Source organism: Actinoplanes sp. NPDC049802 (assembly GCF_040656595.1).
Classification (GTDB): Bacteria; Actinomycetota; Actinomycetes; order Mycobacteriales; family Micromonosporaceae; genus Actinoplanes.
Window position 1 is genome coordinate 160,111 of the sequence record NZ_JBFAMR010000005.1, and the last position, 12,744, is coordinate 172,854.

Consider the following 12,744-nt stretch of genomic DNA (forward strand, 5'->3'; position numbering starts at 1 on the left):
CCCCGCCTGACGATTACGGTCCGTGATGCCGTGGGTTGACTGCGGCGATCGTCGGTGTCGTGGACACGTCCGCGCCGCGATCCAGGCGTACCCTCGAATCGTCGGTAGTTCCATCGCCGCATCGGTACGTCAGAGACGCCAAGGAGATGCCTCGTGACCCCCGGTCGCCCCCCGCGAGTGCTCGTCGACGCCACCAGTGTCCCCGCGGACCGGGGCGGTGTCGGCAGATATGTCGACGGTCTGCTCGGAGCGCTCGGGCAGGTCAGCCCCGAGCGAGTGGACCTCGCAGTCGTGGCCCAGCGCTCCGATGCGGAGCGTTACCGCCGCATGCTGCCCACCGCGGAGGTGATCCCGGGCCCCGCCGCGATCGTGCACCGCCCGGCCCGTCTCGCCTGGGAGCAGACCGGTCTGCCGCTGCTCGCCCAGCAGGTGGGGGCCAAGGTGCTGCACTCGCCGTTCTACACCTGCCCCTTGCGTACCGGCTGCCCGGTGACGGTGACGGTGCACGACGCCACGTTCTTCACCGAGCCGGAGCACTACGACAACACCAAGCGGACCTTCTTCCGCAGCGCGATCAAGACGTCGCTGCGCCGGGCCGCCCGGGTGATCGTGCCCAGCAAGGCCACCAGGGACGAGTTGATCCGCCTGCTGGACGCGGACCCGACCCGGATCGACGTGGCGTACCACGGGGTGGACCAGGCGGCCTTCCACGTGCCGACCGACGACGAGAAGGCGCGGGTCCGGGCCCGGCTCGGCCTGGGCGACTCCGGCTATGTGGCGTTCCTGGGCGCCAAGGAGCCGCGGAAGAACGTGCCGAACCTGATCCGTGGCTGGGTCCGGGCGGTCGCCGACTGGCCGCACCCGCCGGCCCTGGTGATCGCCGGCGGCCAGGGCCACGACGACGACATCGACCGCGCGGTGGCCGAGGTCCCGGCACACCTGCGCCTGCTGCGACCAGGCTATCTGCGGTACGCGGACCTGCCCGGCTTCCTCGGTGGCGCCCTGGTGGCCTGCTACCCGTCCTTCGGGGAGGGGTTCGGCCTGCCGATCCTGGAGGCGATGGCCTGTGGCACCCCGGTGCTGACCACTCCCCGGCTGTCGCTTCCGGAGGTCGGTGGCGACGCTGTCGCGTACACGACGGAGACCCCGGAGCGGATCGCCGAGGACCTGGCCGACCTGCTGCACGACGAGCAGCGCCGCCGGACGTTGGCGAAGGCGGCCTTCGACCGGGCGAAAGAGTTCACCTGGATGTCAAGCGCGGAGGTACATGTAACAACGTGGAATCGAGTCGCCGCTTGATCATCTACTAAACTCTCCGCGCATGAGCGACGAACAGGCTGTGTTGTACGGAGTGGTTCTGGCGGGCGGCACCGGAACCCGTCTCTGGCCACTGTCTCGCGCCGGTCATCCCAAGTTTCTGCACCCGTTGACCGGCACCGAGGCGTCCCTTCTCCAGGCGACGGTGGCCCGGTTGGACACCCTCGCCTCACCCGATCGGGTTTTTGTGGTGACCGGCGTGGCTCATGCGGCCGCCGTCTCCCGGCAGCTTTCCGCCGTCCCGGAGGACAACGTTCTGGTCGAGCCGTCCCCGCGGGACTCGTGCGCCGCGATCGCCCTGGCCGCCGCGGTCATCGCCCGCCGCGACCCGGAAGCGATCATGGGTTCCTTCGCGTCCGATCACCTGATCGCCGACAAGGAGGCGTTCGCCGACGTGATCCGGTCGGCGATGGCCGGCGCCCGGGAGGGTCTGCTGATGACCCTCGGCATCACCCCGACCCGGCCCGAGACCGGCTACGGCTACCTCCAGTGCGGCGGCCAGCTCGGCACCGGCGCCCTGTTGAAGGTCGAGGAGTTCAAGGAGAAGCCGACGTACGACGTGGCCGAGAGCTACGTGAAGTCCGGCAACTACCTGTGGAACGCCGGCATGTTCGTCTGGCGTGCCGACGCCTTCCTGTCCGAGCTGCACCGGCAGCAGCCGCAGCTCGCGGCGGGCGTCAGCCGGATCGCGCAGGCGTGGGGCACGGCCGATCAGGAAGAGGTGATGGGTGACGTCTGGCCGACGCTGCCCAAGATCTCGGTGGACTACGCGGTGATGGAGGGCGCGGCCTCGGTCGGCCGGGTCGGCACCGTGCCGGGCGACTTCGGGTGGAACGACGTCGGCGACTTCCACACCCTCGGCGAGGTGCTCACCGCGGACCAGGCCGGCAACGTGGTGGTCGGGCACGACGGCGCCGAGCGGCCCACCGTGCTGCTGCGGGAGACGGAAGGCCTGGTCGTGGTGCCGTCGTCGAGCCGTCTGGTCGCCGCCCTGGGCGTCCGGGACCTCATCATCGTGGACACGCCCGACGCCGTCCTGGTGTGCCCACGGGAGCGGGCGCAGGAGGTCAAGCAGCTCGTCGACCAGCTCAAGGAGCTCGGCCAGCACGGCTACATCTAAGGCCTTGCTCCGGCGTGATCCACGCGGCGAGGCCGGTCGGCTCACCAGTCGAGGGCCTCGGCGCTGGACGCCTGCAAAGAGCCGATCCGCAGCTCGGCCATGGTGATGCCGTTGCGTTTCGAGGTGGGGAAGTCGGCGAGGACGGCCGCCGGGCCGTCCTTGTTCTGGCCCACGTCGTAACGCAACGTGCCGCCGGCGTGGCAGTCGTCCTCGGAGCGGGCACACGAGGTCCAGCGGAGGCCGGTGTAGGCGGCCTGGCTCGGCCGCACCACGAACTCGGCCGCCGGCGCGGGCTCGTCCACCTTCGTGGTCGGCACCGGGAGCACCTTGCGGCCGGCGGTCGCCAGCGTGATCGTCAGCCAGCCGTCGACGGTGCAGTCCCGGCCCGCGTTGTTGATCAACGTGACCAGGGCGGCGCGCTCCGGGCCGGTGGCGGTGGCCTGCAACGTGACGGTGGCCTCCAGATCGGTCGTCAGACAGGCGGGGTTCTGAGCGTCGACGGCGGCCGGGACGGGGGCCGTGCCGGGCCCGGCGCATGCGGTCAGCGCCAGAACGGTGGCCAGGGCGGGGATGGCCGGCCTCGGGGTGTTACGCATGTCTCCATCTCAAACGGCGCGCGACGACAGGCGGGCCAGGGCGGGGGCGATCTGCTGGATCGTGCCGGCGGCCAGTGGAGACGGTAGAGCGTCGGGGTCGAACCACGCTAGATCTGACGACTCGTCACTTATCCGCGCGATGGCGCCGGACGGGGCGCGCAGCAGGAATCGGACATCGAAGTGAACCGACGAGGTGGCCGGCGAGCCGTCCCCGGCGCCGCAGCGAACCTCGTGGACGTCGATGTCGATCGGCACCGGATCGAGAACCAGGCCGGGAATGCCGGACTCCTCGGTGGCCTCCCGGAACGCCGCGGCCGCGAGGGTTCCGTCGCCCTCCTCGCAGTGCCCGCCCAACTGCATCCAGAGGCCCAGGCGTCCGTGCAGGCAGAGCAGGACCCGCCGCGCGTCGTCGACGATCAGGGCGCTGGCGGTGACGTGCCCGGCCCGGTGGGCGCGGGTCATCGCGACCGGGCCGTCGGCGAGCAGGCCGAGGGTGCGCTTGCGGTTCGTCTCGGCGACCTCGGACGTGGCGATCCACGTCGACAGCACATCGACGGCATCCTGATACAGCTCGCTCATGTCGCCGCCTCCGCTGCGCTCCGGCGTCGCCATGAGTTCAACCCTGAGCTGACCGATTCGCTCGCAAGCTCGCTCATGTCGCCGCCTCCGCTTCGTTACCGCTCCGGCAGGTCAGAGTGACGCCCTCGTCGTCGATCGCGAGGCCGGTGGGAATGTCCTCGGCCAGCAGGGCGGCCCGCAGACGCTGGGCGTCGGCGCCGGCCCGGATCAGCGCGGCCGGCCCGGTCCCGGCCGGGCGCAGCCGGATCGTCCCGGCGGCCAGGTCCAGTTCGGCGGCGGGGACACCGGCCGTGGCGAGAGCGCGGTGGACGGCCGCGGGGTCCGGCGCCGCCTCCGCCGCGGGATGCTCACCGAGCGCCGCCTCGCGCAGACCGAGGGCGCGGGCCTCCGCCGTACCCCATCGGAACATGTCGCCGGCGGAGTCGCGGACCAGAACCGACGCGCCCGGGCCGTCACCCGGTGTGGTGCGCGGGTAACCACGCACCACCGCGACCGGCACCCGGTCGCATTTGCCTTTGACCAGTTCGGCGGCCGCGGACAGCTCGTCGATCACGGCCATCTGGGTGAGGCTCAGCTCGTTGCCGTACGGGTCGACCTGCCCACGATGGTCGAGAAGCGCGTCGATGCCCGCCGCGCCGAGGGCCACGTCGGTGAGGCCGTTGCGCCAGGCCCGCCCCATCGTGTCGGAGACGATGACCGCCACGTCCAGTCCACGGGCCCGGAACCCGGCGCGCAGCCGGCGGGCCGAGGCGTCCGGGTCGCGGGGCAGCAGCACGAGGTGGGTCTTGTCGACGTTCGACGCGTCGATGCCGGCCGCCGCCATCACGAAACCGTGGTGGGTCTCGACGATGGTGGTGTTGCCGCGGCGGGCCACCACCCGGGCGGTCTCGCCGGCCAGCGCCCGCTGCCGCGCCTCCTCCCGTTCGGGCCCGTCGGCCGGGACCTCGACCAGACGGCCCTCCGCCTTCGACACGATCTTGCTGGTCACCACGAGGACGTCGCCGTCGGCGAGCCACGGCGCCGCGCCGGTGATCAGCCCGGCCAGGTCGTCTCCGGCGGTGACGTCACCGATGCCGCGGACCGGCAGGATCTCCAGACCGTCGATCACGCGACACCGCCCAGCTCCAGCGCGTCGGCGACCATCCGGGCCGTGGTCACCTCGTCGCGCATCCACAGCGGCACGGCGCGGGTGGCCACGCCGGGCATCCGCACCCCGGCGTCCGACTCGTCCACCAGCCAGCCGTCCAGCAGGCCGCCTTCGGAGCGCGGGCCGTACATCCGGCCGACCCCACCGGCGCTCACCTCGACCTCCAGGGTGGCCAGGCACTTGTCGGCCATGCCGCGGACCGGCGCGCCACCGATGATCGGCGACACCCCGACGACCGGCGCCGGGCCGTTCGCCACGGCCTCCCTCAGATGCGGTACGGCGAGGATCGGCGCGATGCTGACCACCGGATTGCTCGGCGCGATCAGCACCACGTCGGCGGCCGTGATCGCTTCGAGCACACCGGCGGCCGGTTTCGCCGTCTCGGCGCCGCGGAAGACGAACCGGTGCGTCGGCACCTCGCCGCGGTGGCGCACCCACCACTCCTGGAAGTGGATCGCCTTCCGCTCGCCGTCGACGTCCACGACCACGTGCGTCTCCAGCCGGTCGTCGGTGGCCGGCAGCATGGTGATGCCCGGCTGCCAGCGCTCGCACAGCGCCGCGGTGACCGCGGAGAGTGGGTATCCGGCGTTCAGCATGGTGGTGCGCACCAGGTGGGTGGCAGTGTCCTTGTCACCGAGGCCGAACCAGGACGGCTCCACCCCGTACTTCGCCAGCTCCTCCTTGACCACCCAGGTCTCACCGACCCGGCCCCAGCCACGCTGCGGGTCGGCGTCGCCGCCCAGCGTGTACATGACGCTGTCCAGGTCGGGACAGATCTGGAGGCCGTGCATCTGTACGTCGTCGCCGACATTCACGATCGCCGTGACGTCGGCGCCGATGGCGCGGGCGTGCGCGCGCACGCCGACGAGGAAACGGGCACCGCCGATGCCCCCGGTCAGGACCACGATCCGCATTCCCTCATCCTCCCGCACCCACGTCGTCTCCTCGGGTGGCGGGTATCGGTTTACTCTGGGCCGACCTCGATCACCGCACCGGGAGCAATCGTGACCACACCACCGCAGCCGGGACCGGCCGCCGAGAAGCCTGTCGGGCAGTTCCTCCGGCCCGTGCGTGACCTGGCGGCGTACGCCCTCGTCGGCGCCCCCGCAGTGTTTCTCTTCGTGGGCTTCGTCGGGATGTTCGGCGACGACTTCATGGCGAGCACCCGGTACAGCTTCAGCGCCTTCGTGAATTTCGAGACGGTCCTCTTCCCGCTCGGGGCCGTGCTCCTCGCGGTGGGCGTCAAGCCGGTTCACCCGCGGGCCCGGCTGATCACCATGATCGCCGGTATCGAGTACGTGGTGGCGTCCGTCTTCGGGGTGATCTTCGGGATCCTCTTCGGGGTGAGCGGCCTCGCCACCCTGAACGCCGGGACCGCTTTCACGGCCCTGCTCTACCGGGTCGCCTATCTGGGTGTGCTGGGCGTCGCGGGGTACGCGGTGTTCCGCCTCTGGCAGGGCCTCTACCACGTGCCGAAGCCCCAGCCGCAGCCCGGCGTCTACGGCCAGCCGTACGGTCAGCCCTACGGGCAGGCTCCGTACGCCGCCTACCCGCAGCCGGGATCGGTGCCGCCGCCCGGGTACGCCACCGGCCAGTACCCGCCGCCGCCCGGTTGGGGCCAGCCGCCGGTGAGCGGGGCTCCGGTGCCGCCGCCGGGTTGGGGCCAGCCGCCGGTGAGCGGGGCTCCGGTCCCGCCGCCTCAGGGTTGGGGCCCGCCGGTGAGCGTGACTCCGGTGTCGCCGCCGCCCGGTTGGGGTCAGCCCGCGAGCGGAGCCCCCACGCCGCCGCCGGCCGCGCCGTTCGCCGAGCCGACGCAGGTGGTTCCGCCGGCCGAGCCGACCCAGGCGGTTCCGGCCACGCCGCCGACCGCGCCGGCCGCGCCCGAGGAGGGCACCGACCACACCGAGGTGCTGCCGGAGAACCGTCCCGGATTCGGCCCGGCCGACCAGGATCCGCCCCGTCAGTGACCCTGTTCCCGGTCCGGGGGTGTTTCACGACACTTCCCGGGCCGGGGAAGCACGGCGGCGGGCGAAACGATTCCGGCCTAGGCTGCTTTGCGTGGTAGAGGCCAACGTGGAACCCGTGCCGACACCGGCGAGCATCCGCCGCGCACTGCGCCGCGCCGCCGACGGCAGAGCGATCGACACCGACGAGGCGACCGCGTTGCTCGCGGCCACCGGAGACCAGTTCGACGAGCTGCTGGCGATCGCCGGCGGCATTCGGGACGCCGGTCTGCGGGAGGCCGGGCGTCCGGGCGTCGTGACGTACTCCCGCAAGGTCTTCATCCCGCTCACCCGGCTCTGCCGTGACCGATGTCACTACTGCACCTTCGCGACCGTGCCGCACAAGCTGCCGGCCGCGTTCCTGGAGCGCGACGAGGTGCTGGAGATCGCCCGCCAGGGCGCCGCGCAGGGCTGCAAGGAGGCGCTGTTCACCCTCGGCGACCGGCCGGAGGAGCGGTGGCCGGCGGCCCGGCAGTGGCTGGACGAGCGGGGCTACGACTCCACCCTCGACTACGTGCGGGCCTGCGCCATCGCGGTGCTGGAGGAGACCGGCCTGCTGCCGCACCTCAATCCGGGGGTGATGAGCTGGGCCGAGCTCCAGCGGCTCAAGCCGGTGGCGCCGAGCATGGGCATGATGCTGGAGACCACCGCCACCCGGCTCTGGTCGGAGAAGGGCGGTCCGCACTTCGGTTCGCCCGACAAGGAGCCGGCGGTCCGGCTTCGGGTGCTGGACGACGCCGGCCGGGTCGGTGTGCCGTTCACCACCGGGATCCTGATCGGCATCGGCGAGACCGCCGCCGAGCGGGTCGAGTCGCTGTTCGCGATCCGCCGGACGGCCCGGGAGTTCGGGCACGTCCAGGAGGTCATCGTCCAGAATTTCCGCGCCAAGCCGGACACGGCGATGCGCGGGATGCCGGACGCCGAGTTGCGCGAGCTGGCCGCCACGGTGGCCGTCGCCCGGATCATCATGGGCCCGCGCGCCCGGATCCAGGCCCCGCCGAATCTGATCGACGACGAGTTCGCCCTGCTGCTGCGGGCCGGGATCGACGACTGGGGCGGCGTCTCGCCGGTGACCCCGGATCACGTCAACCCCGAGCGCCCCTGGCCCCAGATCGACCTGCTCGCCGAGATGTCGGAGAAATCCGGTTTCGAGCTGCGGGAGCGCCTCACCATCTACCCGGAGTACGTTCGCCGCGGTGACGAGGGCTGGCTGGATCCGCGGATCAAGGCGCACGTGGCGGCGCTGGCCGAGAGCAGCGGCCTGGCCGAGCCGGGCGCGAGTCCCGTCGGCCTGCCGTGGCAGGAGCCCGACGACGCCTTCGGGACCGGCCGCACCGACCTGTTCAAGAGCATCGACACCGACGGCCGCAGCGAGGACCGCCGCACCGACTTCGACGACGTCTACGGCGACTGGGACGAGGTGGCCGCGCACGTCAAGAGCGCGCCGAGAAGCATGCCGACCGACGTGGTGGCGGCCCTCAGGCTGGCCGAGACCGACCCGGGCGCGCTGCTGCTGGAGAAGCACGAGGACAAGGCCATGGCGCTGTTCAACGCCGACGGCCCGGCCCTCGACGAGCTGGCCCGGATCGCCGACGGTCTGCGCCGCGAGGTCAACGGCGACGACATCACGTACGTGGTGAACCGCAACATCAACTTCTCGAACGTCTGTTACGTGGGCTGCCGGTTCTGTGCGTTCGCCCAGCGGGAGAAGGACGCCGACGCGTACCGGCTGTCGGTCGAGCAGGTCGCCGACCGGGCCGAGGAGGCCTGGCGGGACGGCGCGTCCGAGGTCTGCATGCAGGGCGGCATCGACCCGAAGATGCCGGTCACGGCGTACGCCGATCTGGTCCGGGCCGTGAAGGAGCGGGTGCCCGGGATGCACGTCCACGCGTACTCCCCGATGGAGATCGTCACCGCCTCGGCGAAGGCGGGTGTCTCGCTGCGGGAGTGGCTGACCGACCTCAGGGAGGCGGGTCTCGGCACCATCCCGGGCACCGCGGCCGAGATCCTGGACGACGACGTGCGCTGGGTCCTCACCAAGGGCAAGCTGCCCGCCTCCGCCTGGGTCGACGTGGTGACCACAGCGCACCAGGTGGGCATCCGTTCCAGCTCGACCATGATGTACGGCCATGTCGACCACCCCCGCCAGTGGCTGGGCCATTTCCGGGTGCTGGCCGGCATCCAGGACGTCACGGGCGGTTTCACGGAGTTCGTGGCGCTCCCGTTCGTGCACACGAACGCCCCGATCTACCTGGCCGGCATCGCCCGCCCCGGTCCGGCCTGGAGGGAGAACCGGGTGGTGCACGCCATGGCGCGGGTGCTGCTGCACGGCCGGATCGACAACATTCAGTGTTCATGGGTGAAACTCGGCGACGAGGGAACCCGGGTGATGTTGAACAGTGGCTGCAATGACCTCGGCGGAACTCTGATGGAGGAAACAATTTCACGAATGGCCGGTTCGGAACACGGGTCGGCCCGCACTGTCGCGGAGTTGAAAGAACTCGCCGCTTCCGCCGGTCGCCCGGCCGTGGAACGGACCACGGTGTACGGGCGCCGCTGACAAAACGTGATCCATTCGGCGGACCCGTCCTGGGGGACCCCCTGTCCCCAGGTCACAAATCGGGTTAAATTGGACGCGAAGGCCCGGCCTCGCGTTACCTTCCGGCGTTCTGGAGAGATATGGCTGGAACGGGGCCGTGAACCGTTCTCAAGCGTGGGGGAAACGGGCCCATTTAGCAGGTTCGGCTTGACGACGCACGTCTTACACGCGTGTAATTTTGGTGGGGTTGCGGGGACGATGTGGCACAAAGGCGTCGAACCCGCAAAAACACGCCGCGTGCGTGGGGGGTCAGCGCTGGCTTCACGCCGGCGCGGAATTTTGGAGGCACGCCGATGGAAGCGCAGGTTGAAGGGGTAGACCTGCTCGGGGACGCGCCCGAGTGGCAGGAACGGGCGCTGTGTTCGCAGACCGATCCCGAGGCCTTCTTCCCGGAGAAGGGTGGCTCGACGCGCGAGGCGAAGCGCATCTGCGGCCGCTGTGATGTCAAGGTCGAGTGCCTGGAGTACGCGCTCGGCCACGACGAACGCTTCGGGATCTGGGGTGGACTGTCCGAACGTGAACGTCGCAAACTCAAACGGCGCGTGGCCTGACCTCAGGCCAGTTCGTCCGGATCCACTCCGAGCAGGTTGGCTACCTGCTCGATGATCACGTCGTGGACGAGGTCGGCGAGGTCCTCGCGATCCATCGCCCGGAATTCCAGCGGGCGCCGGTAGAGCACGATCCGCGGCGGCAGCTCGTGCCGCCCCGGGCGGCCGGGCAGCAGCCGGGCCAGGGGCACCTCGCCGTCCTCGAGCACATCCGAGTCGTAGACGTTGAGTTCCGGCGGCACGTCCTCGACCGCGAACTCCACGCCGGCCAGCTCCTTGGCGTAGCGGCGCTCCAGGCTCTCCACCGTGTCCAGCACCAGGTCGTCGAAGATCTCGGCCTTGGTGCGGGCCAGTGGCACGGTCGCCGGAACCAGACGGCCGCGGAGTCCGCGCCCGTGCCGGTCGCGCCGAGCCGGATGACCCGGGCCGGAACCGCGCTTCACCTTGCCATCCGTTCGGCGGCGTTCAGGGCTGGTGGTCACGCGGCCAGCGTATCCCCACCGGGGCGGCACGAGCGGTCAGCCCGTGCTCATCGTGTGTCCGCGCCGTGATTTCGCCCCAACGGGGCGGCGTGTCTAACGACCATGGCCGAATCGTGATGCGTCCGAGTCGGCGTGTCGCGGGGCAACACTCCCCAGAATCGCGGGCGGGGAGATAAGTTGCCGCCGTGAGGTCACCACGGCGCTGCTCCCGGAACGGCTGTCCCCGACAGGCGGTCGCCACCCTGACCTACGTCTACGGCGATTCCACGGCCGTCGTGGGCCCTCTCGCGGCCTTCGCCGAACCCCACACCTACGACCTGTGCGAGCCGCACGCCCGCAGCCTCACCGCCCCCCGAGGCTGGGAACTGGTCCGCCACGACGGCGACTTCGCGCCCCCACCCCCCACCACCGACGACCTGGTCGCTCTGGCCGAGGCCGTCCGCGAGGCCGCCCGCCCGGTGCACCCACGCCCGGACGACACCGACCACACCCCCCAGACCGGCCGCCGCGGCCACTTGAGAGTGATTCCCCCCTCCCACTGAGACCCACCCGAAGCCGAGCGCGATCAACCTCCCCGCTGAAGATCAACCCCATGTCGTGGCGGGGTGGGTGGTGCTGACCGTTGCTCCCGCCGAGGGCCCGGCGCGCCCCGCTGGCCGCTGGCGCGTCCAGAACGCGAGCCACCCCGGGCGACGTGCGTGAGTGGTTGCGCCCCAAAGGCGGCTGGCTCAGGGCTGACTCGACACTGTCGAGACAGCCCTGAGTCAGCCGAACCACCGATCTCAGCCCGGCGGGCGCGTCGCCGGCTCGACCCGGCAGCGCCTCGCGTGGGACCGGCGGGACGGGGCGGATTCGGCGGGGCGGCGCACGCCGTACCAGAGAAGGGGTTTGGAAGGCGGTGGGGCACCGTGCGCCGTGCTGGAGACGGGTTTGGAAATGGGGAGCTGATCAGGTCAGCGGGACCAGCTTGAAGCGTTTGTGCAGCCAGGGGAGCAGGACGCGGTAGGCGTCGATGGTGTCCGGCTGGGCGTAGTCGTGGGAGAGGACGATCGCGCCGGCGCGGGTCTGCCGCTGGACGATGCGGATGACGCGCTTGCGGTGGGCGTCGTGGGACTCGCCCTTGTGATGCTCCCAGTCGCGGGGGTCGACCTTCCAGTAGATCGAGCGCATGCCCAGGCTCGTGGAGACCCTGACCATGGCGGGAGTGAAGTTGCCACCGGGAGCCCGCATGTAGCGGATCTTGGCGCCGGGGACCGCGGCGCGGATGGCGGCGTTGGTGCGTTCCAGGTCGGCGCGGATGGCGGCGTGGGACTTCTTGCCCAGTTTGAGATCGTGGTTCCACGAATGGTTGCAGAGACTGTGGCCGCCCTTGACGATCGCCTTCACCAGATCGGGGTGGCGCCGTGCCTGCGTGCCGACCAGGCAGAACGTCGCCTTCACCTGTTGCTTGGCGAGCAGGCGCAGCAGTTTCGGCGTGTAGTCGGGGTCGGGACCGTCGTCGAAGGTGAGCGCCACGCCCTTGCCGCCGGTGGTCATGATGCTGCCCGCCGGGCCGGTACGCCCCTTGGGTTTGGTGTCGACGACGGCGTTCTCGACACGGGGCGAGTTCTTCGTCGGGGTGGGCTTCGGTGCTTTCTGTGTCGGCGCGGGCGCGGAGCTGGACGCGGTGACGGACGGCGCGGGGGCGGCTGGAACGATCGGGTCCGGCTGTTCCTGCGCGGTGCTCATCGCCGCGGTCGCTTGGCCGAGCACGCCGGTCATGACCAGCAGTGCGCTGATCATGACGGCCTTCCGGGTGTGCGACAGGCGTATCAAGTGACCTCCCCAGGTCGGTTACGCGCTGACGACGATGCCTGGGTTATCGGCAGGACGCCAGTCCGTCCCCATCTTTCGTACCAAAAGCCGACCACATTGATTTTGGCCGGAGTATCATCGCGCACGCCGAAGGGCGGGGCCGAGGCCCCGCCCTTGACTTGATCTTCAGCTCAGTTCCGCGAGCTCCGCTTCGGTCAGGAGCCGGGAGCGGATCAGGAACCGCACGCCCTCCGGCGCCTCCAGCGAGAAACCGGAACCGCGACCGGGGACCACGTCCACCGTGAGATGGGTGTGTTTCCAGAGCTCGAACTGGCCGGCCGACATCCAGAAAGTGATCGGTTCCGGCACCCCCTCGATCGCCAGGGACTCCAGCAGCACGTCAGACCTGCCGGTCCGGAATTCACCCTCCAGATAGCACATCGGGGAGCTGCCGTCACAGCACCCACCGGATTGGTGAAACATCAGCGGGCCGTGTTCCTCCCGCAGCCGCCGCATGAGATCGGCGGCGGCGGGAGTCACGTCTACTCTCGTCGCCATG

General features: G+C 70.8%; 13 protein-coding genes. 6 read left to right on the forward strand and 7 right to left on the reverse strand.

What is annotated here, in order from left to right:
* The first annotated feature begins 153 nt into the window (after positions 1–153).
* A complete protein-coding gene (locus AB0I88_RS05695) occupies positions 154–1,299 on the forward strand; it encodes a glycosyltransferase family 1 protein (RefSeq protein ID WP_361018807.1) in 1,146 nt (381 codons plus the stop codon).
* Between the two features lie 40 nt (positions 1,300–1,339).
* Entirely contained in the window at positions 1,340–2,437 is a 1,098-nt protein-coding gene (locus AB0I88_RS05700) for a sugar phosphate nucleotidyltransferase (RefSeq protein WP_361018918.1), read from the forward strand.
* Between the two features lie 41 nt (positions 2,438–2,478).
* Here the strand turns inward: AB0I88_RS05700 and AB0I88_RS05705 are convergent, their stop codons facing one another.
* The 4 genes from AB0I88_RS05705 to cofD are packed head-to-tail and all read right to left on the reverse strand — an operon-like array spanning position 2,479 to position 5,673.
* Complete coding sequence (locus tag AB0I88_RS05705; protein ID WP_361018809.1) at positions 2,479–3,033, reverse strand: DUF4232 domain-containing protein; 555 nt, start codon at positions 3,031–3,033, stop codon at positions 2,479–2,481.
* 9 nt (positions 3,034–3,042) lie between these two features.
* A complete protein-coding gene (locus AB0I88_RS05710; RefSeq protein ID WP_361018812.1) occupies positions 3,043–3,645 on the reverse strand; it encodes an NUDIX hydrolase in 603 nt (200 codons plus the stop codon).
* 40 nt (positions 3,646–3,685) lie between these two features.
* Positions 3,686–4,720: a coenzyme F420-0:L-glutamate ligase gene (locus tag AB0I88_RS05715; protein ID WP_361018815.1), complete on the reverse strand. Its 1,035-nt coding sequence runs from the start codon at positions 4,718–4,720 to the stop codon at positions 3,686–3,688.
* Positions 4,717–5,673 carry a 2-phospho-L-lactate transferase gene (gene cofD / locus AB0I88_RS05720; protein ID WP_361018818.1) on the reverse strand — a complete coding sequence of 319 codons (957 nt, stop codon included), beginning with the start codon at positions 5,671–5,673 and terminating at the stop codon, positions 4,717–4,719. The genes AB0I88_RS05715 and cofD overlap by 4 nt, the downstream gene beginning before the upstream one ends.
* Before the next feature lie 90 nt (positions 5,674–5,763).
* Between cofD and AB0I88_RS05725 the strand changes: the two genes are divergently transcribed.
* The 3 genes from AB0I88_RS05725 to AB0I88_RS05735 all read left to right on the forward strand — a co-directional run bounded on the left by AB0I88_RS05725 (position 5,764) and on the right by AB0I88_RS05735 (position 9,912).
* Complete coding sequence (locus tag AB0I88_RS05725; RefSeq protein ID WP_361018821.1) at positions 5,764–6,726, forward strand: hypothetical protein; 963 nt, start codon at positions 5,764–5,766, stop codon at positions 6,724–6,726.
* A gap of 91 nt (positions 6,727–6,817) precedes the next feature.
* Positions 6,818–9,322, forward strand: coding sequence for a bifunctional FO biosynthesis protein CofGH (locus tag AB0I88_RS05730; RefSeq protein ID WP_361018823.1), 2,505 nt, complete (start codon positions 6,818–6,820; stop codon positions 9,320–9,322).
* A 332-nt stretch (positions 9,323–9,654) separates the two neighbouring features.
* Positions 9,655–9,912, forward strand: a complete 258-nt coding sequence (locus AB0I88_RS05735; RefSeq protein ID WP_361018826.1) for a WhiB family transcriptional regulator — start codon at positions 9,655–9,657, stop codon at positions 9,910–9,912.
* A gap of 2 nt (positions 9,913–9,914) precedes the next feature.
* On the opposite strand, the gene AB0I88_RS05740 is transcribed toward AB0I88_RS05735, so the two are convergent.
* On the reverse strand, positions 9,915–10,352 hold the full coding sequence (locus AB0I88_RS05740; RefSeq protein WP_361018920.1) for a metallopeptidase family protein: 438 nt from the start codon (positions 10,350–10,352) through the stop codon (positions 9,915–9,917).
* A gap of 224 nt (positions 10,353–10,576) precedes the next feature.
* On the opposite strand from AB0I88_RS05740, the gene AB0I88_RS05745 reads away from it, so the two are divergent.
* Positions 10,577–10,933 (forward strand): DUF3499 domain-containing protein, encoded by a 357-nt coding sequence (locus AB0I88_RS05745; RefSeq protein WP_361018829.1) that lies wholly within the window; start codon positions 10,577–10,579, stop codon positions 10,931–10,933.
* A gap of 406 nt (positions 10,934–11,339) precedes the next feature.
* Here the strand turns inward: AB0I88_RS05745 and AB0I88_RS05750 are convergent, their stop codons facing one another.
* Together AB0I88_RS05750 and AB0I88_RS05755 are read right to left on the reverse strand one after the other, a co-directional pair.
* On the reverse strand, positions 11,340–12,173 hold the full coding sequence (locus AB0I88_RS05750; protein WP_361018832.1) for a polysaccharide deacetylase family protein: 834 nt from the start codon (positions 12,171–12,173) through the stop codon (positions 11,340–11,342).
* Positions 12,174–12,371: 198 nt separating this feature from the next.
* On the reverse strand, positions 12,372–12,743 hold the full coding sequence (locus AB0I88_RS05755; protein ID WP_361018835.1) for a DUF779 domain-containing protein: 372 nt from the start codon (positions 12,741–12,743) through the stop codon (positions 12,372–12,374).
* Position 12,744 lies beyond the last annotated feature (1 nt).

Excerpts from the sequence above, each read along its gene's own strand:
- AB0I88_RS05710 (WP_361018812.1), bottom strand. The coding sequence starts at position 3,645 with ATGGCGACGCCGGAGCGCAGCGGAGGCGGCGACATGAGCGAGCTGTAT.
- cofD (WP_361018818.1), bottom strand. The coding sequence starts at position 5,673 with ATGCGGATCGTGGTCCTGACCGGGGGCATCGGCGGTGCCCGTTTCCTC.
- AB0I88_RS05705 (WP_361018809.1), bottom strand. The coding sequence starts at position 3,033 with ATGCGTAACACCCCGAGGCCGGCCATCCCCGCCCTGGCCACCGTTCTG.
- AB0I88_RS05750 (WP_361018832.1), bottom strand. The coding sequence starts at position 12,173 with ATGATCAGCGCACTGCTGGTCATGACCGGCGTGCTCGGCCAAGCGACC.
- AB0I88_RS05735 (WP_361018826.1), top strand. The coding sequence starts at position 9,655 with ATGGAAGCGCAGGTTGAAGGGGTAGACCTGCTCGGGGACGCGCCCGAG.
- AB0I88_RS05755 (WP_361018835.1), bottom strand. The coding sequence starts at position 12,743 with ATGGCGACGAGAGTAGACGTGACTCCCGCCGCCGCCGATCTCATGCGG.